Here is a 22,882-nt window from a genome sequence, read left to right as displayed (position 1 = left end):
GTCGATCAACGAACCAATATCACAGGGAGAAGACGAAAGATGACTGGATTTACACCGGATCGCCGATCTCTGCTCAAGGGCGGGGCGATCACGCTGGCTGCCGCGGCGACCATGTCCGCGGATCAGCTGCTGGGCTACGCCAAAGCCTGGGCGCAGACCTCACAGTGGAAGCCGGAAGCTGGCGCCAAGATCAATCTGCTGCGCTGGAAACGCTTCGTCGAAGCCGAAGACGTGGCCTTCATGAAGATCGTCGACGCCTTCCAGAAGGCGACCGGCGTCACCATCACCGTCTCCAACGAATCCTATGACGACATTCAGCCCAAGGCTTCGGTTGCCGCGAATACCGGGCAGGGCCTCGACATGGTCTGGGGATTGTACTCGCTGCCGTTCCTGTTCCCGACCAAGTGCATGGACGTCTCCGACGTTGCCGACTATCTCGGCAAGAAGAACGGTGGCTGGGCCAATTCCGGCGAGCAGTATGGCAAGTTCAACGGCAAGTGGATCGGCGTTCCCGTCGCTGCCACCGGCGGTCTCGTGAACTACCGCGTTGCTGCGGCCGAAAAGGCCGGCCACAAGACGTTCCCCGAGGATCTGGCCGGCTTCCAGGATCTCGTGAAGGGCATGAACAAGAACGGCACGCCAGCCGGTATGGCGCTTGGTCATGCGTCGGGCGATGCGAATGGCTGGCTTCATTGGGCACTGTGGGCTCATGGTGGCAAGCTGATCGACAAAGACAACAAGGTCGTTGTCAATTCGCCGGAGACCGCCAAGTCGCTGGAATACGTCAAGTCGCTGTATGACAACTTCATTCCCGGCACCGCGTCCTGGAACGACTCCTCCAACAACAAGGCGTTTCTTGCCGGCCAGTTGCACCTCACTGTCAACGGCATCTCGGTCTATGTGACGGCGAAGAAGGAAGCGCCGGCAATCGCCGAGGATATGAACCACGCCCATTTGCCGAAGGGGATGGACGGCAAGCGGCGCGAGCTGCATCTCGGTTTCCCGATCCTGATCTTTTCCTTCACCAAGTTCCCGCAGGCCTGCAAGGCGTTCACTGCCTTCATGATGGAGCCGGAGCAGTTCAATCCGTGGGTCGAATCTGCCCAGGGCTATCTGTCGCCGTTCCTGAATGCCTATGAAAAGAACCCGATCTGGACCGCGGATCCGAAGAACACGCCGTATCGCGACGTTGCCACCTCGGCATCGACGCCAGCCGGCGAGGCGCAGATGAGCGAGAATGCGGCGGCGGCGATCGCCGACTTCGTGGTCGTTGACATGTACGCCAATTACTGCACGGGCCGCGAGGACGTGAAGACCGCGATGTCGTCAGCCGAGCGCGCGGCGAAGCGCATCTTCCGCGCCTGATGACGACCTGCCGGCGCGGAGCGACCCGCGCCGGCATCTCTCCGGAGCAGCCGTGACTTTCGTGTCGCAAAAGGCTGCCTGAACAATGGGAATGGGAATGCCAGAGATCGACTACAAGACTGTTCTCCCCGAGGGCTGGGCACGGCCGCGCGGTTTCGCGCATGCGGTGGTGGCCGGCGGTACGCGGAGCATCCGCATCTCAGGTCAGCTCGGCAAGCGGAACGGGCAGGGCGAGGTCGCCGCGGAATCCGACTTCGGGACGCAGTGGCGCTATGCAATGGAGAACCTCGTCACCGTGCTGAAGGCGGCGGGCGGTGAGCCCGGGCAGATCGTGATGCTGCGTGCCTATGTCACGGACATCAATGCATTCAAGGCATCCGGCGCCGCCGTCGGCGAGGCCTGGGGCGCCACGCTCGGCAAGCATTTTCCAGCGATGACGCTGGTTCAGGTCTCCGCCCTGATCGATCCGCACGCATGTGTCGAGATCGAGGGCGAAGCGATCCTGCCGTAACCGGATAGTGACGCATGACTGACTGCACGACATCAGACCGAAGCCGACATCCGACTGGAGCTATCTTGCAATGACCACGATCCAGACATCGATGCCGGGGGCAGGGAAAGTGATCCCCAGATCCTCGGCCTGGGACCGACTACGGGTCAACCGCAACTGGCTCGCCATGTGGTTCATGTTGCCGGCAGCGGCGTTCCTGATCCTGTTTCTCGCCTATCCGTTGTTTCTCGGCGTCTGGATGAGCTTCACAGACGACCGCATCGGTCGCGGGGGCGTCTTCGTCGGTCTCGAGAACTATGAGTGGTTGCGCGACGATTCCATCTTCTGGCTCTCGGTATTCAATACGCTGCTCTATACGATCGTCGCCTCGGCCATCAAATTCGCCGTCGGCCTCTACCTGGCGCTGCTCTTGAACCGGCATATGCCGTTCAAGGCGCTGATCCGCGCCGCCGTGCTGATCCCGTTCATCGTGCCCACGGTACTGTCGGCCATCGCGTTCTGGTGGATCTACGACTCGCAGTTCTCGATCATTTCATGGTCGTTGATCAAAATGGGGTTGATCGACCACAACATTAATTTCCTGGGTGACAGCAACTGGGCGCGCGCCAGTGTGATCTTCGCCAATATCTGGCGCGGCGTGCCGTTCGTGGCGATCACGCTGCTGGCCGGCCTGCAGACCGTGTCTCCGTCGCTCTATGAGGCGGCGACGTTGGACGGCGCGACGTCGTGGCAGCGCTTCCGTTTCATTACCTATCCGCTGCTGACGCCGATTATCGCGGTCGTCATGACCTTCTCGGTGCTGTTCACCTTTACCGACTTCCAGCTGATCTGGGCGCTGACCCGCGGCGGTCCCGTCAATGCAACGCATCTGATGGCGACGCTGAGCTATCAGCGCGGCATTCTGTCGGGTCGGCTCGGCGAGGGCGCCGCCATCGCGACCGCCATGATCCCGTTCCTCCTGGCAGCCATCGCCATTTCCTGGTTCGGCATGCAACGCCGCAAGTGGCAGCAAGGCACTGACAATGACTGACCACGCTGTAGATCACCGTACTGCCGTCGCCCCGACCGTCGAGAAGGACGATCACAGCGAGGGTATGGCCTATCTGGAGTCGCTGCCGAGGCGCGTCGTCACGCTCTATATTCCGCTGTTCATCATCGTGGTGATCCTGCTGTTTCCGTTCTACTGGATGGCGCTCACCTCGATAAAACCTGATGAACAGCTGATTGACATGGAGCGGTTCAATCCGTTCTGGGTGATCAAGCCGACCTTCAAGCACATCTACAAGCTGCTGTTCGAAACCAACTATCCACAGTGGCTCTGGAACACGATGTATGTGGCGGCGGCATCGACGCTGCTGTCGATCATCGCCAGCGTGCTCGCGGCCTATGCCATCGTGCGGCTGCGGTTTCGCGGGGCGCAGACGGTCGGCGCGCTGATCTTCATGGCCTATCTCGTGCCGCCGTCGATCCTGTTCATTCCGCTGGCGACCGTCATCCAGGCTTACGGCCTGTTCGACTCCCCGCTGTCGCTGATCCTGGTCTATCCAACGCTGCTGATCCCGTTCTCGACCTGGCTGTTGATGGGCTATTTCAAGACCATTCCGTTCGAGCTCGAGGAATGCGCCCTGATCGACGGCGCCTCGCGCTGGCAGATCCTGGTCAAGATCATCATTCCGCTGGCGGTGCCCGGGTTGATCTCGGCCTTCATCTTCTCGTTCACGCTATGCTGGAACGAGTTCATCTATGCGCTGACCTTCCTGCAATCGACCCAGAACAAGACCGTGCCGGTGGCCATCGTCAACGAATTCGTTGATGGCGACATCTACAAATGGGGCTCGCTGATGGCCGGCGCGCTGGTTGGCTCGCTGCCGCTGGTGATCCTGTATGCGTTCTTCGTCGAGCACTATGTGTCGGCGATGACGGGAGCGGTGAAGGAGTAGGCGGCTTACCCAATGTACCGCTCTCATCCTGAAGAGCGGTCGTCTTCGACCGCCTCATTCATGGTTCGAGACGGCGCCAAAGTGGCGCCTCTTCACCATGAGGGCCAGATTCGAATCCAAGAACAACAAGAAGGAGTTTTCCCTTGCACATTCTCATCCTCGGCGCCGCCGGCATGGTCGGCCGCAAGCTCACAGAGAAACTGGTTCGCGACGGCCGTCTCGGCAATCGCGACATCACCCGCATGACCCTGCAGGATGTGGTGGCGCCGGCAAAGCCAGCGGGCGCGTCGATCCCGATCGAACTGGTGACGTCGGATTTCGCCGATCCAAAGACGGCTGCGCCGCTGGTCGCCCACAAACCGGAGGTGATCTTCCACCTCGCCGCCATCGTTTCAGGGGAGGCGGAGGCCGATTTCGACAAGGGCTATCGCATCAATCTCGATGGCACCCGCTACCTGATCGACGCGATCCGCGCTATCGGCGGCGGCTACAAACCGCGGCTGGTCTTCACCTCGTCCATCGCGGTGTTCGGCGCACCATTCCCCGACAAGATCGGCGACGAATTCATTCACACGCCGCTGACCTCCTATGGCACCCAGAAGTCGATCTGCGAAATGCTGATCGCCGACTACACCCGCAAGGGTTTCCTGGATGGCATTGGTATCCGCCTGCCGACCATCTGCGTCCGGCCGGGTGCACCGAACAAGGCCGCTTCCGGTTTCTTCTCCAACATCATCCGCGAGCCGCTGGCCGGCAAGGAAGCCATCCTGCCGGTGTCCGAGGATGTCCGGCACTGGCACGCATCGCCGCGCTCGGCGGTCGGCTTCCTCATCCATGCTGGCACGATGGATCTTCAGGCGATGGGCCCGCGGCGCAACCTCAGCATGCCCGGCATGTCGGTCACCGTCGGTGAGCAGATCGCGGCGCTCGAGCGCGTCGCGGGCAAGGGCGTCGTCGCCCGCATCAAGCGCGAGACCGACCCTGTGATCACCGGCATCGTGTCCGGCTGGCCGCGCGATTTCGACACCGCGCGCGCGCTGAAGCTCGGCTTCACCACCGCCGAGAAGACCTTCGACGACATCATCCGCATCCATATCGAGGATGAACTCGGCGGCAAGTTCGTCGCCTGAGGCGCATGATGCGGATCGCCAGCATCGGCGAATGCATGATCGAGCTGCGTCAGATGCCGGATGGGCACCTGACGCGGTCCTTTGGCGGTGACACGCTGAACACTGCGGTCTATCTGGCACGGCTCGGTGCCAGCGTCGACTACGTTACCGCGCTGGGCGACGATCCGCTTAGCGACGAGATGATTGCCGGCTGGCAGTCCGAAGGCGTTGGTACAGAGCAGGTGGTTCGGCTCAAGGGCAAGTTGCCCGGCCTCTACATGATCGAGACCAATAGGGCAGGCGAGCGCCGCTTCTATCACTGGCGCGATGCTTCGGCGGTGCGTGGCCTGATGAGCCTGCCGGAAACCGACGCGCTGCTGGCGTCGCTTGCCGAGTATGACCTGATCTATCTCTCGGCCATCACGCTGTCGCTGTTCGACATCGCCGGCCGCGACCGCCTGATTGCGGCACTTCAACATGCGCGCGGGGCAGGCGTCCGTGTCGCCTTCGATACCAATTTCCGCGCCCGCGGCTGGCCCGATCTCGATCTCGCACGCAACGCGTTCCAGAAGGCCTTTGCGGCGTCTGATATCGTGCTGGCCTCGGTCGAGGACTTGTTGCCACTCTATCCTGGCGATGCCGAGGACAAACTGCTGTCGCGCATTGAAGCGGAGGAAGTGGTGCTCAAGCGCGATATCCCCGCGAGCATCATACGGCATTACGGCCAGCGGCAGCGCGTCGAGGCAGAGCCGGTCAGTGGCGCGGTGGTTGATACCACGGCGGCCGGCGACAGTTTTGCCGCTGCCTATCTGTATGCACGTCTGAGCGGCGCTCAGCCTGTCGCTGCCGCAAGGGCTGGCCACCATCTCGCTGGCACTGTCGTCTGCCATCCCGGCGCGATCATCCCGCGCGACGCCATGCCCGATATGATCGCGTTGGATACACCCTCATGAGAGGACCATTCGCATGAACAAGCCTCTTGATATCGGTCAGCGTCAGGATCACCTGCGAAAGCTGCTGAAGGCAGCGTTCGTCGTTCCCGTGCTCACGATCGAACGTGTCTCAGACGCCGTACCGCTGGCGCGGGCGTTAGTCGCCGGCGGTATCCGCACGCTGGAAATCACCTTGCGCACCGAGGCCGCAGTGGAGGCGGCGAAGGCCGTCATCGCCGAAGTGCCTGAGGCCATTGTCGGGATCGGGACCGTGTTATCACCGGGGGATTTCCAGACGGCCTATGCCATTGGCGCGCGCTTCACGGTCAGTCCCGGCGCGACGCGTGAATTGCTGGATGTCGCAGCGTCAAGCGATCTGCCGTTGCTGCCCGGCGTCGCCACCGCGTCGGAACTGATGCAGGCGCGCGAACGTGGCTTCGACACGCTCAAGTTCTTTCCGGCGGAACAGGCCGGCGGCATGGCGATGTTGCGCGCCTGGGCAGGGCCGTTTCCCGACGTGAAATTCTGCCCCACGGGCGGGATCGGCGAGGCCAATGCGGCGAGCTGGCTCGGCGAGCCGATGGTTCTGGCGGTCGGCGGGTCCTGGATCTGTCCGTCGTCAATGATACGTTCCGGCGATTGGGCGGGCATAACGGCCATGTGCGCGCGCACCATGAAAACCCTGCAAGCGCTCTGAAGCCGGGCTATAACGGGCGCAATATTTGAAATCGATCAGGGAGACGACCATGACTGCCAGCATCGTTGGATGGGCCCACATGCCCTTCGGAAAATTCGACGCCGAGACCGTCGAGAGCATGGTGGTCCGGGTCGCGACCGAGGCCATGGCGGATGCCGGCATTTCCGCGGCCGATGTCGATGAAATCGTGCTCGGCCATTTCAACGCGGGCTTCTCGCCGCAGGACTTCACGGCCTCGCTGGTGCTGCAGGCCGATCCGGCATTGCGCTTCAAGCCCGCAACCCGCGTCGAGAATGCCTGTGCCACCGGTTCTGCCGCCGTGCATCAGGGCATCAAGTCGATTGCCGCCGGCGCTGCCAAGATCGTCCTCGTCGTCGGTGTCGAACAGATGACCCGCACGCCAGGGCCGGAGATCGGCAAGAACCTGCTGCGTGCGTCTTACCTGCCGGAAGACGGCGAGACGCCCGCGGGCTTCGCCGGCGTCTTCGGTGGCATCGCGCAAAAATACTTCCAGAAATATGGCGACCAGTCCGACGCGCTGGCCATGATTGCCGCCAAGAACCACGCCAACGGCGTCCACAATCCCTATGCGCAGATGCGCAAGGATGTCGGCTTCGAATTCTGCCGTTCCGAAAGCGACAAGAACCCGTTCGTCGCCGGCCCCTTGAAGCGCACCGACTGTTCGCTGGTGTCGGACGGCGCCGCGGCATTGGTGCTGACGGATTCCGAAACCGCCAAGACCATGGGCAAGGCAGTCAACATCAAGGCCACCGGCCATGCGCAGGATTTCCTGCCGATGTCGAAGCGCGACATCCTTCAATTCGAGGGCTGCACCGTGGCGTGGCAAAAGGCGCTGAAGACTGCGGGCGTCGAGATCGGCGACCTTTCTTTCGTCGAAACCCATGACTGCTTCACCGTCGCCGAACTGATCGAATACGAAGCCATGGGCCTGACACCGCGCGGGCAGGGTGCGCGCGCTATCAAGGAAGGCTGGACCCAGAAGGACGGCAAGCTGCCGGTCAATCCGTCCGGCGGCCTCAAGGCGAAGGGCCATCCGATCGGTGCCACCGGCGTCTCCATGCATGTGCTGAGCGCGATGCAATTGCTGGATCAGGCGCCGGAGGGCATGCAGATCAAGAACGCAAAACTCGCCGGCATCTTCAATATGGGCGGCGCCGCGGTGGCGAACTACGTCTCGATCCTCGAGCCGGCGAAGTAACGCGCGGGCGACGCCATGAATGTCGCACAATGGCTGGCATCGTCGGCGCGTCTGCATCCGCAGGCGCCGGCGCTGCTGACGGGCACCACGGTCCAGGCCGACTACGCCACATTCGCGCGCCGTGCCGCGGCTATCGGCGCGGGCCTCGTGCGGGACTACGGCATTCAGCCCGGCGACCGCGTCGCGCTGTTCGCGTCGAACTGCACGCAATATCTCGAATGCCTCTATGCGGTGTGGTGGATCGGCGCCGTCGTGATCCCCATCAATGCCAAGCTGCATGGCCGCGAGGCGGCATGGATCTGCGACAATGCCGGCGCGAGGCTGGCCTGTGTCGACGACGACAGCCGTGGTGCGCTTGTTCAGGTTGAGGAAGACCTGCCGACCTGCATGCAGATGCTGTCGATCGACAGCGAGACGTTTCACGAATTGCAGCACGGCGAACCGACGTCACAGGTGCCGCTGTCGCGCGAAGACAATGATCTCGCCTGGCTGTTCTACACATCCGGCACCACCGGGCGGCCGAAAGGCGTGATGCTCAGCCACGGCAATCTGGTCGCCATGTCGATGTGCTATCTCGCCGATGTCGATCAGGTGCATCAGCGCGATGCCATCCTCTATGCCGCGCCGATCTCGCACGGCGCCGGCCTCTACAATTTCATCCACATCCGCATGGCCGCGCGCCACGTCGTGCCGGAGAGCCAGGGCTTTGAGCCGGACGAAGTGCTCGATCTCGGCAAGCAACTCGGCGATGTCGCGATGTTCGCTGCACCCACTATGGTGCGCCGTCTGGTCGATGCGGCGAAAAAGCGCGGCGAGACCGGCGACGGGCTGCGCACCATCGTCTATGGCGGCGGCCCGATGTATCTGGCCGATATCCGCGACGCCATCGCCACCATGGGCCAGCGCTTCGTGCAGATCTATGGCCAGGGTGAATCGCCCATGACGATCACCTCACTGCCGCGCGGATTTCACGCGGATGTGGATCATCCCCGCTACCTGGATCGGCTGGCCTCCGTCGGACCGGCACAGAGCGTGATGGAAGTGCGCATCACGGATGCCGACGGCAAGCCGTTGCCGGCAGGCGAGACCGGGGAGGTCGAGGCCAAGGGGCCGGCTGTGATGCTCGGCTACTGGAACAACGACAAGGCCAACAGCGAGACGCTGAAGGACGGCTGGCTACGGACCGGTGATGTCGGGCGGCTCGACGAAGACGGCTTCCTCACTTTGTCCGACCGCTCCAAGGACGTCATCATTTCCGGCGGTACCAATATCTATCCGCGCGAAGTCGAGGAGGCGCTGCTGACGCATCCCGCCGTGCGGGAAGTCTCGGCCATCGGCGTGCCCGAGCCGGACTGGGGCGAGGTGGTGGTGGCCTGTGTGGTGCTGGAGCCGGGCGCATCGGCCGACGATGCTGCGCTGGACGCCCATTGCCTCGCCAATATCGCCCGCTTCAAGCGCCCGAAGCGCTACGTCTATCTCGACGCGCTGCCGAAGAACAATTACGGCAAGGTGCTCAAGACCGAGTTGCGGGAGATGATGAAGCACCGGTCGTAGGATGGGGAGTGCGCGGGCGCACCGCGCCGCAGCGAAACCCGTCAATCCGCGGCATGAAGGCGATGGGTTTCGTGACGACGCTCTACCCATTCTACCGGCCGCGCACGCTGCCACTTTGACGCGTGCCGGCTTCCCGCGCATACGGCCCCGCGTCTGGCGCCCTTGCGTCCGCAAAGCCGCTCCCGCTAAGACGAAGCCAACAGGGCGCTACTGGCGCCTGATCACACGCTTTCGGGAGCAAACGATTTTGGCGGGACCACTGCACGGGATCAGGATCATCGATATGACCTCGGTGATGATGGGGCCATACTGCACCCAGACGCTGGGCGACTACGGCGCCGATGTCATCAAGGTGGAGTCCCCCGATGGCGACGTGGTCCGCGCGATCGGGCCGATGCGCAATCCCGGCATGGGACCGATTTTTCTCAACACCAACCGCAACAAGCGCTGCGTCTGCATCGACCTCAAGAAGGAAGAGGGCCGCGAGGCGCTGCTGAAGCTGGTCGCGAGTGCCGATGTGCTGGTTTACAATGTCCGCCCGGCCGCGATGGTCCGGCTCAATCTCGGCTATGACGTCGTCTCGAAGATCAATCCGCGCCTGATCTATGCCGGCGTGTTCGGCTTCAGCCAGGCCGGCCCCTATGCCGCCAAGCCCGCTTATGACGATCTGATCCAGGGCGCCACCGCGCTGGCGGCCTTGAATGCACGGATCAGCCCCGACGGCGTGCCGCGCTATGTGCCGAACGCGCTGGTCGATCGCATCGTCGGTCTCAATGCGCTCGGCGCCATCCTGGCCAGCGTCATCCATCGTGACAAGACCGGCGAGGGCCAGCGCGTCGATATTCCGATGTTCGAGACCATGGCGGGCTTCATGATGGGCGATCACATGGGCGGCCTCACTTTCGACCCGCCGCTCGACAAAGGCGGCTATGGCCGGCATCTGTCGCCGGACCGCCGGCCGTATCAGACGTCCGACGGCTATATCTGCGCCATGGTCTATAACGACAAGCAGTGGAAGAGCTTCCTCAAGCATGTCGGCCGCGAGGAGCTGTTTGATGATCCGCGCTTTGCGACGTTCCCGCAGCGCATCCAGCATATCGATACGGTGAATGCCGAACTCTCGCGGATCTTCCTGACGCGGACGACCACGGAATGGGCCAAACTACTCGACGAGGCCGACGTGCCATCGGCGCCGATGCACACGCTGGACAGCATGATGGAAGACCCGCACATGGTGGCGACGGACTTCTTCCAGCAGGTTGAGCATCCGACCGAAGGCGCGGTTCGCAACATGAAGGTTGCCGCGACCTGGTCGAAGACGCCGGTGGATCTCACGCGTCTCGCCTCGCATCTCGGCGAACAGAATGCCGAGGTGCTGGCCGAGGTCGGCTATACGGCCGAGCAGATCGAGAAAATGCACAAGGACGGCGTGCTCCGACAGGCCGCTATCCCAGATACGTCGGAGCTATAACGCATGGATTTCGCCCTCGACGCCAACCAGGAATCCATTCGCGACGCCATCGAGAAGATCTGCGCGCGCTTCGACGATGCCTACTGGCTGAAGAAGGACAAGGAGGGCGGCTTCCCCATCGACTTCCACAAGGCGATGGCCGATGCCGGCTGGCTCGGCATCTGCATCCCCGAGCAATATGGTGGCTCGGGATTGGGGATCACCGAGGCGGCGATCATGATGCGGGCGATTTCGGAATCCGGCGCCGGCATGTCGGGCGCGTCCGCCGTCCATATGAATGTGTTCGGCCTCAATCCGGTGGTGGTGTTCGGCACACCCGAACAGTGCGCGCGCATGCTGCCGCCCATCGTCAACGGCACGGAGAAATCCTGCTTCGCGGTGACCGAACCCAATACCGGCCTGAACACCACGCAGCTCAAGACCCGCGCCGTGCGCAAGGGCGATCGTTATGTGGTCAACGGCCAGAAGGTCTGGATCTCCACCGCGCAGGTCGCCGAGAAGATCCTGCTGCTGGCGCGCACCACGCCGCTGGAAGACGTCAAGAGCCCGACACATGGGCTCAGCCTGTTCTATACGGACTTCGATCGCGCCAAGATCGCCGTGCACGAGATCGAGAAGCTCGGCCGCAAGGCGGTGGACTCCAACGAGCTGTTCATTGCCGATTTCGAGATCCCGGTCGAAGATCGCATCGGCGAGGAGGGGCGTGGCTTCGAATACATCCTGCACGGCATGAATCCGGAGCGCATCCTGATCGCCGCCGAAGCGGTCGGGCTCGGCAAGGCGGCGCTGAGGAAGGCGGCTGACTACGCCAAGGTCCGCAACGTGTTCAATCGCCCGATCGGCCAGAACCAGGCGATCCAGCATCCCCTCGCGAAGAACTGGATGGAACTGGAGGCGGCCTGGCTGATGACGCTGTCGGCCGGCTGGCAATATGATCAGGGATTGCCATGCGGTCCCGCGGCGAACTCCGCAAAATATCTCGCGGGCGAGGCCGGTTATCACGCCTGTGAGCAGGCGGTGATGACCCATGGCGGCTTCGGCTATGCCAAGGAATATCATGTGGAGCGCTATCTGCGGGAGTCCCTGATCCCGCGCATTGCGCCGATCAGCCGCGAACTGATCCTGAGCTTCATCGCCGAGAAGGCGCTTGGTCTGCCAAAGTCGTATTAGAGCAAAGAGAAACCGACATGAGCTTCATCACCGGCGTCGGTCTGCTCCCTTACGGCAAACACGAGGGTTCATCGACCATCGATCTGATGAGCCGCGCAGCCGAGCTCGCGCTGGCCGATGCGGGGCTCAAGCGCGGCGACATCGACGGCTTTCTGTGCGGCTATTCCACCACCATGCCGCATATCATGCTGGCCACGGTCTTCGCCGAACACTTTGGCATCACGCCATCTTACGCCCATGCGATCCAGGTCGGGGGCGCCACCGGCATGGCGATGGCCATGCTGGCGCATCAGCTGGTCGAGGGCGGTGTCGCCAGACATGTGCTCGTGGTCGGCGGCGAGAACCGTCTCACCGGCCAGAGCCGCGATGCCTCGATCCAGGCGCTGGCTCAAGTTGGTCATCCCGCTTATGAAGTGCCGCTCGGCCCGACCATCCCGGCCTATTACGGCCTCGTTGCTAACAGATACATGCACGAATACGGCGTCACCCAGGAAGACCTCGCCGAATTCGCCGTGCTGATGCGCAAGCATGCGCTGACCCATCCCGGCGCGCAGTTTCACGAGCCGATCACCGTCGCCGATGTCATGGCATCGAAGACCATCGCGACGCCGCTGAAGCTGCTTGACTGCTGCCCGGTCTCCGATGGCGGCGCGGCCTTCGTGATCAGCTATGAGCCGACCAGCGAGGCGAAGATCAAAGTGCGCGGCGCTGCACAGGCGCATACGCATCAGCACATCACCGCAGCGCCGGCATTGTCCGAACTCGGTGCCGAGATTGCCATTGCGCGCGCGAAGAAGGCGACGGGCATCGAGATCTCCGACGTCCGTTACGCCGCCGTCTATGACAGCTTCACCATCACTCTGGCGATGCTGCTGGAAGATCTCGGCCTCGCCGGTCGTGGCGAAGCGGCGGCACGCGTGCGATCTGGCCATTTCAGCCAGCACGGCACGATGCCGCTCAACACCCATGGCGGTCTGCTGAGCTACGGCCATTGTGGCGTCGGCGGCGCCATGGCGCATCTCGTCGAAACACATCTGCAGATGACGGGCAGGGCGGATAACCGCCAGGTCAAGGATGCCTCGGTCGCGCTGCTTCATGGCGATGGCGGCGTGCTGTCGTCCCATGTCAGCATGTTTCTGGAGCGCGTGTCATGAGCGAGCTGAAGCCTGCCGCCGACTGGACCACCGGGACTGAAGCGATCGGCTATCAGTCGTGCCGTGCCTGCAAATCAATCCAGTATTTCCGCCGCAGTTTTTGCGCGGCCTGCGGGTCGCCCGATCTCGACGACAGGCGCGCGAGCGGCGAGGGCACCGTCTATGCGACGTCCCTCGTGCTGCGCGCCGGGACGCCGGAAGCGCGCGAGCATGTGCCGTACAATATCGTGCTCATCGACACCGCCGAGGGCTTTCGGATGATGGCCCACGGCGCCAACGATCTCGTCATCGGTGACAAGGTAAAGGCCGGCTACCGGCAATTCACCGGCCGCCTCGTTCCGTTCTTCGAACGGTTCACGTCATGAGCCGGGAGTAGGAGCGTCCTACCCCCGAATTGTCGTCGCCCGGCTTGACCGGGCGACCCAGCACACGACGTAGGCGTGGGACCCGCGAGCCGCGGTGCCTACGGGATCGCCCGCTTTCGCGGGCGATGAAAGTGAGAGCGAATGGCGCTCAGAACGTCACTACCCCGCGGATACTCTCCCCGCGCTTCATCAGATCGAACCCCTTGTTGATGTCGCTCAGCGGCATCACGTGGGTGATCATCGGGTCGATCTGGATCTTGCCCTGCATGTACCAGTCGACGATCTTCGGCACGTCGGTGCGGCCGCGGGCGCCGCCGAAGGCCGAGCCCTTCCAGACACGACCCGTCACCAGCTGGAACGGACGCGTGGAGATTTCCGCGCCGGCCGGTGCCACGCCGATCACGATCGACTGGCCCCAGCCGCGATGGCAGGCTTCGAGCGCCTGGCGCATCACGGTGACATTGCCGGTGCAGTCGAAGGTGTAGTCGGCGCCGCCGATCTGGTCCGCGCCCTGCTTGGTCATGTCGACGAGGTGCGGCACCAGATCCTTGCCGAGCTCCTTCGGATTGACGAAGTGGGTCATGCCGAAGCGTTCGCCCCAGGCCTTGCGGTCATTGTTGATGTCGACGCCGATGATCATGTCGGCGCCCGCAAGTCGCAGGCCCTGCAGCACGTTGAGGCCGATGCCCCCTAAGCCGAACACGATGGCCTTGGCGCCTTGCTCCACCTTGGCCGTGTTGAACACCGCGCCGATGCCGGTGGTGACGCCGCAGCCGATATAACAGACCTTGTCGAACGGCGCGTCCTCGCGGATCTTCGCCACCGCGATCTCAGGCAGCACGGTGTAATTGGCGAAGGTTGAGGTGCCCATATAGTGGTGGATCGGCTTGCCCTCGAGCGAGAAGCGCGAGGTGCCGTCGGGCATCAGGCCCTGGCCCTGGGTGGCGCGAATGGACGTGCAGAGATTGGTCTTGCGCGACAGGCACGACGGGCACTGGCGACATTCCGGCGTGTAGAGCGGGATGACATGGTCGCCCTTCTTCACCGAGGTGACGCCGCGGCCGACATCGACGACAACGCCGGCGCCTTCATGGCCGAGGATCGCCGGAAACAGACCTTCGGGATCGGCGCCGGACAGCGTGAACTCGTCGGTGTGGCAGATGCCGGTGGCCTTGATCTCGATCAGCACTTCGCCGTCGCGTGGGCCTTCGAGCTGAACGGTGGTGATCTCCAGCGGCTTTCCGGCACTGATGGCAACGGCGGCGCGAACGTCCATGGCAAATCCCTTCGATAATGGTCTCGGTGTTGTGATGTCAGGCGGGCAGGTCCGCGCAAACAGCCATTGCCGCTTAGCACATGATGGGGCACTGAGCAGCCATGAAACAGGCTCAGACAAGCGATCTTGAAACTCTGATCGGGCGCGCCGCACCCATCGTCTTCGTGCTGCTGTGGAGCACCGGCTTCATCGGCACGAAATATGTGCTGAACGGCGCCGAGCCGCTGACCTATCTCACCGTGCGCATGATGCTGGCCGTCGCGATCATGGCGGTGGTCGTCGCATGGGTGCGACCGGCATGGCCGGATCGCACCGGCATTGGCCACAGCATCGTTGCCGGTCTGCTGGTGCAGGGGCTCTATCTTGCCGGCACCGTGTTCGCGGTGGCGCACAAGGTTCCGGTCGGTCTGTCGGCGCTGATCCCCGGCCTGCAGCCGATCCTCACCTCTATTCTGGCGAGCCGTTTCCTCGGGGAGCGGGTCACGCCGCTGCAATGGGGCGGGCTGGCGCTCGGTCTCGCTGGCGTATTGCTGATCCTGCATGGCCGGCCGATGACGGGCGAGGCGGGCTGGGGCTGGTTCGCGTCAGGTATTTCTCTGATCACGATCACTGTCGGCACGCTCTATCAGAAGCGCTATTGCGGCGGCATCGACTGGCGCGCCGGCAGCTTCATTCAGCAACTCGCAGCAATGGTCATGCTCGGCATCGGCGCGCTGGCCTTTGAGACCAATGTGATCCATTGGACCACCGAGTTCGTGCTGTCGGTGGTGTGGCTCGCGGTGGTGCTGTCGATCGGCACCGTCGGGCTGCTCTACTGGCTGCTGCGGCGCCAGGCCTCGAGCCAGGTGGCGAGCCTGTTCTATCTGGTGCCGGCCGTGACCGCGCTGATGGCCTTCATCCTGTTCGGCGAGAAGCTGGATGCTGTTGCGATCGTCGGCATGATCGCCTGCGGCGCTGCAGTGTTGCTGGTCAACCGCGCCAAGGCCTGATGCAAGGCTTGATGCAAGGCCTGACGCATCCCGCGTCAATCCAGACCCCAGACATGAAAAAGCCTCCGGGCTTGGACCCGGAGGCTTTCACATCTGCGAAGAAGCTTACTTCTTCTTGGCAGCCTTCTTGGCCTTCTTGGCCTTCTTCGGAGCGGCCTTCTTGGCGGCCTTCTTCACGGTCTTCTTGGCGGCTGCCTTCTTCACGGTCTTCTTGGCAGCTTTCTTGACGGTCTTCTTCGTTGCTTTCTTAGCCATTGGTCTCGCTTTCTGGGTTTTCTTCTTTGAAGATTTCTTCGCAGAAGATTTCTTGGTGGACTTCTTCGTCTTCTTAGCCGGGGTCACTTTCTTTGCGACTTTCTTTGCGGCCTTCTTGACCTTCTTCACCACCGAGGTGGCGACTTCCTTAGTCGCGTCGGCTGCGCTGCTAAGCGCGTCCGTCACTTGCTCCAGGACTGGAGTGTCGTCGTTCATAGCATCCCCCAACATTGTCGACTTTTTCACGTTAGTCCGATTCGGGCGCGTGTTGAAGAGTGTGTCATGGACAGTCAACTATTTCGTATCGTTGTGTACGCCTTTAATGCGCGCTCGCGACCGACTTTGTGATCGACGATCGGCGACGGATAGTCTTTGCCTAAAGTGATTCCCGCGCTTTTCAGTTCGAGCGGTGAAGCGGTCCAGGGTTGGTGAATCTGTTTTGTGGATAGTTCTGCCAGTTCGGGCACCCAGCGCCTGACATAGACACCATCGGGATCGAACTTCTCACCCTGTAGGATCGGATTGAAGACGCGGAAGTAGGGTGCAGCATCCGCGCCGGAGCCTGCGACCCACTGCCAGTTGGCGGGATTGCTGCCCGCATCCGCATCGACAAGCGTATCCCAGAACCACCTCTCGCCTTCGCGCCAGTCGATGAGCAGATGTTTGACGAGGAAGGATGCGACCACCATGCGTACGCGATTGTGCATCACACCGGTGTGCCAGAGCTCGCGCATACCCGCATCGACGATCGGATAGCCGGTCAATCCGCGTTGCCACGCGCGGAGCGCCTTGCGATCGGTCTTCCATGGGAACTGATCGAAGGATGATTGCAGATTGCGCGTGGCCAAATCGGGAACATCGAACAGGAGATGGCGACAGAACTCGCGCCAGCCGATTTCACTCATGAACTTTGCGATGTCGCTGCCGAGCTTCGGATGTTCTGCAGCTGCGAAATGCGCGGCGGTCCAGATCTGCCGCGGACTGATCTCGCCGAAGCGAAGATGCGGCGACAAGTGCGATGTGATCTCGCGGTCGGGTCGGTCACGATCGCTGCTATAGCCCGCGATGTCCTTGAGGAAGCGCTTCAGATGTTTCTGCGCGCCTGCTTCGCCGGGCGTCCATGTCTCGCGCAGGCCGCCGGCCCAGTCAGGCTTCGATGGCTCGAGCTTCCAGTCGGCGAGCTTGTCGCTCCTCACTTTCGGTGCGGGAAGCAGTTTCTTCGGCGCCGGTACCGGTTTGGTCGGTCCGCCCGCCGCCTGAACGCGTCGCCAGAACGGCGTGAAGACCCGCAAGCCACGGCTCTCCTTGTTGGCGGTCTCCTTGGCGCGGATTGCGGCAGGATGCGCCAGCAGGTCGCCCGGAAAGCTCTGTGTGCCGACATCGAGATCGGCGAGCACTTCGGTGACGCCATCGGCGACGGCGAGGTGCGGCGCCTGCGCGATCTCGTTCCAGAACACGTGGCTGGCATCGATCTCGCGCGCGATGTCCACGATGACGTCGGCCGCGGCGCCCTTGCGCAGCACCAGTGTTCCGCCGATGGCATTGAGGCTTGCCTCAAGCGCGCGCAGCGACTGCGACAGCCACCATCGCGTCGCGCTGCCCATCGGCCGCGCCTGCGGTGGCTTCAGTGCGTTGCTCTGTTCATCGAGGATGTAGAGACAGATCACCGGCGCATCGCGCCTGGCCGCGGCATGTAGCGCGGGGTGATCGGACAGACGAAGGTCGTCGCGAAACCAGACGATCGTCGGTGTTTGGGATTGATCGGTCATCACTTCATCTAACACGGATGTCGAGTGATTGATCCGGCTTCGAATATTGCGCAAGCTTGCAACCTTGCGTGTGCTGGCGCGTAGTATCAGGATATTTCTTACCGAATTGGTACCGAGGCCGCTTTGAAGCGATACGCGATCCTCCATGTGACGACGTTCGTCGTCATGCTGTCGCTGGATCTGCTCTTCCTCGGCCGCGTCGCGAAAGGCATCTTCGTCAGGCCGGCGACATGCTCGGCGAGGCGCGTGTCGCGCCGGCGATCCTGTTCTACTGTCGGTACATCGCGGGCATGCTGATCTTCTTCAGTGGCTCACCCGATGCGACCTGGCGCTCGACCTTGCTCTATGGCGCGCTGTTGGGCTTCTTCTGCTATGCGACCTTCGAGCTGGCCTCGCTGTCGCTGCTCAAGCACTGGACCTGGCCGGTGGTGGTCGTCGACGTCGCCTGGGGCACGTTCGTCACGGCGACGGCGTCGACATTGGGCTTGCTGATTGCCAACCGGCTGGCTCCGCGCGGTTGGCGCTGAGTGCAGGATGGGTAGAGCGGAGGTGCACCGCGCCGGAGCGAAACCCATCATCCGCCGTGCTCAACGTGATCGGTTTCGCTGCGCTCTACCCATCCTACGCGTCGGCGTATCGGCACGACGCGCAAAAAAAGCGCCGCGATCTCTCGCAGCGCTTCTCTCGTTCTTGCAAACCAGTCGCAGTGTTACTTCGGCTGCGGCACGATGCGGATATAGGGCTTCGGCTCTTTCCAGCCGTTCGGATAGATCGTCTTGGCTTCGTCGTTGGTGACGGAGCCGGCGATGATGACGTCCTCGCCCGGTTGCCAGTCGGCCGGCGTTGCAACGCGATGCTTTGCGGTCATCTGCACTGAATCGATCACGCGCAGGATTTCCTGGAAGTTGCGGCCGGTGGTCATCGGATAGACCAGCACCAGTTTGATCCTCTTGTCCGGTCCGATGATGAAGACGTTGCGCACGGTAGCGTTGTCCGCCGCGGTGCGGCTGTCGGCATCGCCCGCCACGTCGGCCGGCAGCATGTTGTAGAGCTTGGAGACCTTGAGGTCGGTGTCGCCGATCATCGGGAAGGTCGGGCGGGCGCCCTGGGTTTCGTTAATGTCGTCGACCCACAGCGCGTGCTTGTGCACGGGATCGACGCTGAGGCCGATCAGCTTGACGCCGCGCTTGTCGAATTCCGGCTGCAGCTTGGCGAGCGCGCCGAGCTCGGTGGTGCAGACCGGGGTGAAGTCCTTCGGATGCGAGAATAAAAGAGCCCAGCTATCCCCGATCCAGTCGTGGAACTTGATGCGGCCGGCCGTGGTTTCGGCCTCGAAATCGGGGGCGACGGCGTTGATCTGGAGCGTCATGATGGACCTCATGTCATTCTGATTACAGATGAATTTTGCGAGCGGACTATAGAGGCGCACACTGGTAAATGGAACTGTCCGGCGAAAAGGACAAGAACTTTCTTCAAATTCGCCGCGCGCTGGCATCCAGTTTCACGCAAGGAGGCTGCGGCAAAACAGCTACGCAACATGATGTTATCGGATGCCGCGATGTTGCCGCCCGTCCGGCGCAATCCCGCCTGACCGGGTCGTCACATCACATCGAACCCAGCAGCGCCCCGGCGCGACTGAACTGCAACGGTTGGGGATAAGAAAATCCCGGATCGAGTTCTTAACCGAGCGTTAAGTCGACCATGGAATTGCTGGGTCATGTTGAGAAATATGCTGAAAACAGAAGAGTTTGAAATGTCATCCGCTGCCGCTGCCGACCTGTTCGGCGCCATCGAAACCTCCACCATCGACAACCATCGCGCTGCGGCACAGGCCCTCGCCATCGTGCGCGACGGCGTCATTACCGGCGAAGGCCCGACCACCCGTGGCCGTATCCATTTCTCCCGTGCGCTCGATGCCGATGACGCCGCCTGGTGCGAGCGCATCCTGAATGCGTCGGCACTGGCCAGCCAGCCGGTCAGCCGCGACGAGGCCGAGGCGCTGTTCGCGATCAACGAAGCTGCCGCCGAGCGCAGCGATGACGGTCGCTTCGACGATCTGTTCGCCAAGGCTGTGGTGCACCACGCTGCGTCTGCATCGGGACTGCCGGTGCCGTCGCGCGCGGTGGCGCTGTCGCCCGATGTTGCCATCGAGACCTGGGCACCGACCAAGGCCGTCGGCGTGAATATCGAAGTGCTGGAATGGATCGCCTCGCAGATGCGCGCCAAGCGCGTCAGCAACGCCACCATCATGACCCTGGTCACGACCGTGGTTGGCGCCGCGACCCTGCAGCTGCCGAACGTGTTCGACATCGGCATGTAAGCGGGTCGCAGGTCATCAGAATACGGAAACGGCGGAGCGTGGCTCCGCCGTTTTTTGTTGCGATGTTCCCGTTTTGGGAACATAATTTGTAATCATGAGGATCATCGCGTGGAGCGTTCTTGCCTCATATGCGCAAACGCATCCCGAGACCAAGGCATCGCTGCACCGGTGGAGATCACTGGTCCGTGCTGCCGCATGGGGCTCGATGGAGGATGTGCGGTTGGCAGCTCCGGGCGCGAAGATTCTAAATGGAGAACGCGTCAGGTTTGAAGTTGCTGGCGGCATTTTTCGGATGATCGTCGCTTTCGATTTTCAGAGAAGCATCGCGTTCATCAAATTCATTAGTTCGCACGCCGAATATGATCGCATCGATGCTTTGACAGTTTCGCAGTTCTAGGAAGCAGGCCATGGATATTCGCCCCATCCGGAATGACGACGATCATATGGCCGCCTTGCGCGAGATCGAGAGACTGTGGGGCGCTGCCACAGGTACGGATGACGGCGATAAGCTCGATGTCCTCGCAACACTCGTCGAGAAATATGAAGAGACGCGCTGGCCTTCTGTCGACGCAGCTGACCCCGTAGATCTGCTGACTTATGCGATCGACGAGCTTGGTCATACGCAGGCCGAGCTGGCCGAATTGCTCGGCTCGCGATCACGCGCGTCCGAATTGCTCAATCGCCGTCGACCGCTGACAGTCGAGATGATCTACAAGATCAGCGAAGCGTGGAAAATTCCTGCCGACCTTCTGGTGCGGCCTATCCGATCTGCCGCTTGACAGGAAACGGCGGAGCGTGGCTCCGCCGTTTTTTGTTTGCGCTGTCCTTACTTCGCGTCGAGGCCGACCGTCCGGCCGGGGAAACCGGCGACATCGAAATACTTGTGTTCGCCGACCTTCTGTAGTTGCAGCACCGTGACCAGACCCTGATCGTCGGGCGCCGAACGCATCATGTCGGTCGTTGCCGTCGGCGTCTCGCCGGTCACCGTCGCTTCGCTCATCACGCGGCCGATCAGGCCGCCTTTGGCGTCGCGCTTCAGGCCAAGCAGATGCGCAGCGGTGATGCCGGTATCGGCATTGCTGACCGGCAGGGGATCGACAAAGCCGGCTTTGAAGTCCGGGCCGATCGCCGCCATGAAGTTATGGGTATCGCCGCGCCCGAATGAACCATGCATGCCCTGGCCCTGACGCAGCACGGTATCGGCGACCTCGATCTGACACGCCGCCGGCTCTTCGCAGCCTTCCGAATAGGAGCGGAATGAGACGGCGATCGCGGGATGCGGCGTCACGGCCTTGCCGGACAGGTTGATCGACGACAACGGCAATGCGCCGGGGAACGAGCCAAGCGCATCGTCGACGAAGATGCCGCTGATGTAATCCTGCTTCAGCAGCGCCTTCACGGTGCGGCCGGCGAGGTCCTTGTCGCCGCTCGGCAGATAGATCAGGTCGGAGCCGCCATTGGTGGCGATGATCAGCTCGGGCTTGTCTTTATCCGTGCCGATGAAGGCATTGCCGGCCTTCGGATAGGCGTTGTCGGCGACGGTCTTGAACCCGTCGTTGGGATCGAACAGCGGCAGGTCGAGCGACCTGGCGAGATCGATGGCCAGGAATCCCAGCGGCAGGAAACCTTCCGGCGTGTCGGTATAGGTGCCCTTGATGGTCGCGGAGGTCTTGCTCTCCTTGGAGATGGTCGAGAAGCCGTGATCCGCCGAAATCATGATGTTGGTATTGGCGGCGAGGCCGAGATCGTCGAGCGCCTTGCGCAGCTGAGCGAGATTGTCGTCGGCATTCTTGATGGAGGCCAGCGATGAGGGGCCGTTGATCCCCGGCATCACCTTGTTGAGGCTGTCGCCCTGATTGTGCTGGGTGCCGTCGGGATCGCGCGACCAGAACACCAGCACGAACGGCTTGTTGCGCGCCTTGAACATCGGCAGCACCACTTTGCTCGCGACATCGGCCATATAGGCCTGCTGCTTGATGTTGGCTTCAGTGGTGCCGGGCGTCTTGGCGTCGCCGGCCTTGCCGTTGTCGCCGCGGCCAGGTGTTTCCACCCCTAGGCCGGCCTTCGCGAGAGCGTCCTTCATTTCATCCGACAGAGGGATGCCGAGCAGCTTGCCTGATTTGTCGACGCCGCCGGTCTGGTCGTCGATGGTGATCGTCTCCTTGCCGGTGCGTTCGGTGTGGTCGAACATCAGCGTCGGGCCGACCTTGCCGATGGCGGCGGTGGAATAGCCGGCCTTGCGCGCAGCTTTCAGCAGCGTCTCTTCATTGAGGTAGTCGCCGTTGAATTGCTCGTCGAGGTCGCCCAGCACCTGATCATGTTCGATGAAGGGGATCGGGCTGTTGTTCTGCACCGGGGTGGGGTGGCCGGTATAGATCGAGTTCGAGAACACGCCGGTATCGCCGAGATAATGGCCTGAGGCCATGCCCGACGCATTGGCCATGGTGAAGGTCGGAAACAGCGAATGCGAGTTGCGGAAATTGACGCCTTTATCCCGCACTGCGGACATCGCAGGTGCCGTTTCCGGCGTCACTTTCAGCGCCCGGAGCCCATCAGGTACGAACAAAATGAGGTTGCGGGGAGGGCTGTTTTGGGCGAAAGCCGTTGTAGCGGATATAAAAGCAAGACTGAGGGAGAGGATGGTGGCGCAGCGCATGAAAAACCTCGCTTCGAACGAACTCGGCCGATCCGGTCCAGACGTCTTTTCTAGTTTTTGCCCGCGACAGAATTGTTACGACTGCGGCGCCATGCCACATTGTACCGTCGCCTCCATCTTCCCGATCCCG

23 protein-coding genes and 1 pseudogene are annotated in these 22,882 nt (G+C 62.3%); 19 read left to right on the top strand and 5 right to left on the bottom strand.

Going from position 1 to position 22,882, the window contains the following annotated elements:
• Window positions 1–39 precede the first annotated feature (39 nt).
• The 13 genes from ACEK02_RS30880 to ACEK02_RS30820 all read left to right on the top strand — a co-directional run bounded on the left by ACEK02_RS30880 (window position 40) and on the right by ACEK02_RS30820 (window position 13,487).
• Window positions 40–1,365, top strand: a complete 1,326-nt coding sequence (locus ACEK02_RS30880) for an ABC transporter substrate-binding protein (protein WP_371425318.1) — start codon at window positions 40–42, stop codon at window positions 1,363–1,365.
• A 97-nt stretch (window positions 1,366–1,462) separates the two neighbouring features.
• Window positions 1,463–1,876 carry a RidA family protein gene (locus ACEK02_RS30875; RefSeq protein WP_371425316.1) on the top strand — a complete coding sequence of 138 codons (414 nt, stop codon included), beginning with the start codon at window positions 1,463–1,465 and terminating at the stop codon, window positions 1,874–1,876.
• A gap of 70 nt (window positions 1,877–1,946) precedes the next feature.
• The gene (locus ACEK02_RS30870; RefSeq protein ID WP_371425314.1) at window positions 1,947–2,906 is read left to right on the top strand and encodes a carbohydrate ABC transporter permease; all 960 of its coding nucleotides are present in this window, start codon (window positions 1,947–1,949) and stop codon (window positions 2,904–2,906) included.
• Complete coding sequence (locus ACEK02_RS30865) at window positions 2,899–3,816, top strand: carbohydrate ABC transporter permease (protein ID WP_371425312.1); 918 nt, start codon at window positions 2,899–2,901, stop codon at window positions 3,814–3,816. The genes ACEK02_RS30870 and ACEK02_RS30865 overlap by 8 nt, the downstream gene beginning before the upstream one ends.
• Window positions 3,817–3,959: 143 nt before the next feature.
• Window positions 3,960–4,946 (top strand): D-erythronate dehydrogenase, encoded by a 987-nt coding sequence (denD, locus tag ACEK02_RS30860; RefSeq protein ID WP_371425310.1) that lies wholly within the window; start codon window positions 3,960–3,962, stop codon window positions 4,944–4,946.
• 5 nt (window positions 4,947–4,951) lie between these two features.
• Entirely contained in the window at window positions 4,952–5,878 is a 927-nt protein-coding gene (locus tag ACEK02_RS30855; RefSeq protein ID WP_371425308.1) for a sugar kinase, read from the top strand.
• 13 nt (window positions 5,879–5,891) lie between these two features.
• Window positions 5,892–6,554, top strand: coding sequence for a bifunctional 4-hydroxy-2-oxoglutarate aldolase/2-dehydro-3-deoxy-phosphogluconate aldolase (eda, locus tag ACEK02_RS30850; RefSeq protein ID WP_371425306.1), 663 nt, complete (start codon window positions 5,892–5,894; stop codon window positions 6,552–6,554).
• 49 nt (window positions 6,555–6,603) lie between these two features.
• A complete protein-coding gene (locus tag ACEK02_RS30845; protein WP_371425304.1) occupies window positions 6,604–7,773 on the top strand; it encodes an acetyl-CoA acetyltransferase in 1,170 nt (389 codons plus the stop codon).
• A gap of 15 nt (window positions 7,774–7,788) precedes the next feature.
• Window positions 7,789–9,327: a class I adenylate-forming enzyme family protein gene (locus tag ACEK02_RS30840; protein WP_371425302.1), complete on the top strand. Its 1,539-nt coding sequence runs from the start codon at window positions 7,789–7,791 to the stop codon at window positions 9,325–9,327.
• Between the two features lie 247 nt (window positions 9,328–9,574).
• Window positions 9,575–10,798: a CaiB/BaiF CoA transferase family protein gene (locus ACEK02_RS30835; protein ID WP_371425300.1), complete on the top strand. Its 1,224-nt coding sequence runs from the start codon at window positions 9,575–9,577 to the stop codon at window positions 10,796–10,798.
• A gap of 3 nt (window positions 10,799–10,801) precedes the next feature.
• Window positions 10,802–11,968, top strand: coding sequence for an acyl-CoA dehydrogenase family protein (locus tag ACEK02_RS30830; RefSeq protein ID WP_371425298.1), 1,167 nt, complete (start codon window positions 10,802–10,804; stop codon window positions 11,966–11,968).
• 17 nt (window positions 11,969–11,985) lie between these two features.
• Window positions 11,986–13,122 carry a thiolase family protein gene (locus ACEK02_RS30825; protein ID WP_371425296.1) on the top strand — a complete coding sequence of 379 codons (1,137 nt, stop codon included), beginning with the start codon at window positions 11,986–11,988 and terminating at the stop codon, window positions 13,120–13,122.
• Window positions 13,119–13,487, top strand: coding sequence for a Zn-ribbon domain-containing OB-fold protein (locus ACEK02_RS30820; protein ID WP_371425294.1), 369 nt, complete (start codon window positions 13,119–13,121; stop codon window positions 13,485–13,487). The genes ACEK02_RS30825 and ACEK02_RS30820 overlap by 4 nt, the downstream gene beginning before the upstream one ends.
• A 148-nt stretch (window positions 13,488–13,635) precedes the next feature.
• Here the strand turns inward: ACEK02_RS30820 and ACEK02_RS30815 are convergent, their stop codons facing one another.
• Entirely contained in the window at window positions 13,636–14,763 is a 1,128-nt protein-coding gene (locus ACEK02_RS30815; RefSeq protein ID WP_371425292.1) for an S-(hydroxymethyl)glutathione dehydrogenase/class III alcohol dehydrogenase, read from the bottom strand.
• Window positions 14,764–14,864: 101 nt separating this feature from the next.
• Between ACEK02_RS30815 and ACEK02_RS30810 the strand changes: the two genes are divergently transcribed.
• Window positions 14,865–15,752, top strand: coding sequence for a DMT family transporter (locus ACEK02_RS30810; protein ID WP_371425289.1), 888 nt, complete (start codon window positions 14,865–14,867; stop codon window positions 15,750–15,752).
• Window positions 15,753–15,857: 105 nt separating this feature from the next.
• Here the strand turns inward: ACEK02_RS30810 and ACEK02_RS30805 are convergent, their stop codons facing one another.
• A complete protein-coding gene (locus tag ACEK02_RS30805; protein WP_371425287.1) occupies window positions 15,858–16,253 on the bottom strand; it encodes a hypothetical protein in 396 nt (131 codons plus the stop codon).
• Between the two features lie 44 nt (window positions 16,254–16,297).
• On the bottom strand, window positions 16,298–17,776 hold the full coding sequence (locus ACEK02_RS30800; RefSeq protein ID WP_371425285.1) for a deoxyribodipyrimidine photo-lyase: 1,479 nt from the start codon (window positions 17,774–17,776) through the stop codon (window positions 16,298–16,300).
• A gap of 123 nt (window positions 17,777–17,899) precedes the next feature.
• On the opposite strand from ACEK02_RS30800, the pseudogene ACEK02_RS30795 reads away from it, so the two are divergent.
• Window positions 17,900–18,303: pseudogene (locus ACEK02_RS30795) on the top strand (DUF2177 family protein).
• A 182-nt stretch (window positions 18,304–18,485) separates the two neighbouring features.
• Here ACEK02_RS30795 and ACEK02_RS30790 read toward each other — a convergent pair.
• A complete protein-coding gene (locus ACEK02_RS30790) occupies window positions 18,486–19,145 on the bottom strand; it encodes a peroxiredoxin (RefSeq protein ID WP_371425283.1) in 660 nt (219 codons plus the stop codon).
• Between the two features lie 68 nt (window positions 19,146–19,213).
• On the opposite strand from ACEK02_RS30790, the gene ACEK02_RS30785 reads away from it, so the two are divergent.
• The 4 genes from ACEK02_RS30785 to ACEK02_RS30770 all read left to right on the top strand — a co-directional run bounded on the left by ACEK02_RS30785 (window position 19,214) and on the right by ACEK02_RS30770 (window position 20,875).
• Window positions 19,214–19,435, top strand: a complete 222-nt coding sequence (locus ACEK02_RS30785; RefSeq protein ID WP_371425281.1) for a hypothetical protein — start codon at window positions 19,214–19,216, stop codon at window positions 19,433–19,435.
• Between the two features lie 94 nt (window positions 19,436–19,529).
• Complete coding sequence (locus tag ACEK02_RS30780; protein ID WP_371425279.1) at window positions 19,530–20,096, top strand: hypothetical protein; 567 nt, start codon at window positions 19,530–19,532, stop codon at window positions 20,094–20,096.
• A 94-nt stretch (window positions 20,097–20,190) separates the two neighbouring features.
• A complete protein-coding gene (locus ACEK02_RS30775; protein WP_371425277.1) occupies window positions 20,191–20,493 on the top strand; it encodes a type II toxin-antitoxin system HigB family toxin in 303 nt (100 codons plus the stop codon).
• 10 nt (window positions 20,494–20,503) lie between these two features.
• Complete coding sequence (locus tag ACEK02_RS30770) at window positions 20,504–20,875, top strand: type II toxin-antitoxin system HigA family antitoxin (RefSeq protein WP_371425275.1); 372 nt, start codon at window positions 20,504–20,506, stop codon at window positions 20,873–20,875.
• Window positions 20,876–20,922: 47 nt separating this feature from the next.
• On the opposite strand, the gene ACEK02_RS30765 is transcribed toward ACEK02_RS30770, so the two are convergent.
• Complete coding sequence (locus tag ACEK02_RS30765) at window positions 20,923–22,752, bottom strand: alkaline phosphatase family protein (protein ID WP_371425273.1); 1,830 nt, start codon at window positions 22,750–22,752, stop codon at window positions 20,923–20,925.
• Window positions 22,753–22,882: the final 130 nt, after the last annotated feature.

The sequence above is a fragment of the Tardiphaga sp. genome, from assembly GCF_041424195.1.
Taxonomy (GTDB): Bacteria; Pseudomonadota; Alphaproteobacteria; order Rhizobiales; family Xanthobacteraceae; genus Tardiphaga.
Note: the sequence above shows the minus strand (reverse complement) of the source record. Positions and strands in the feature narration are given on the sequence as shown.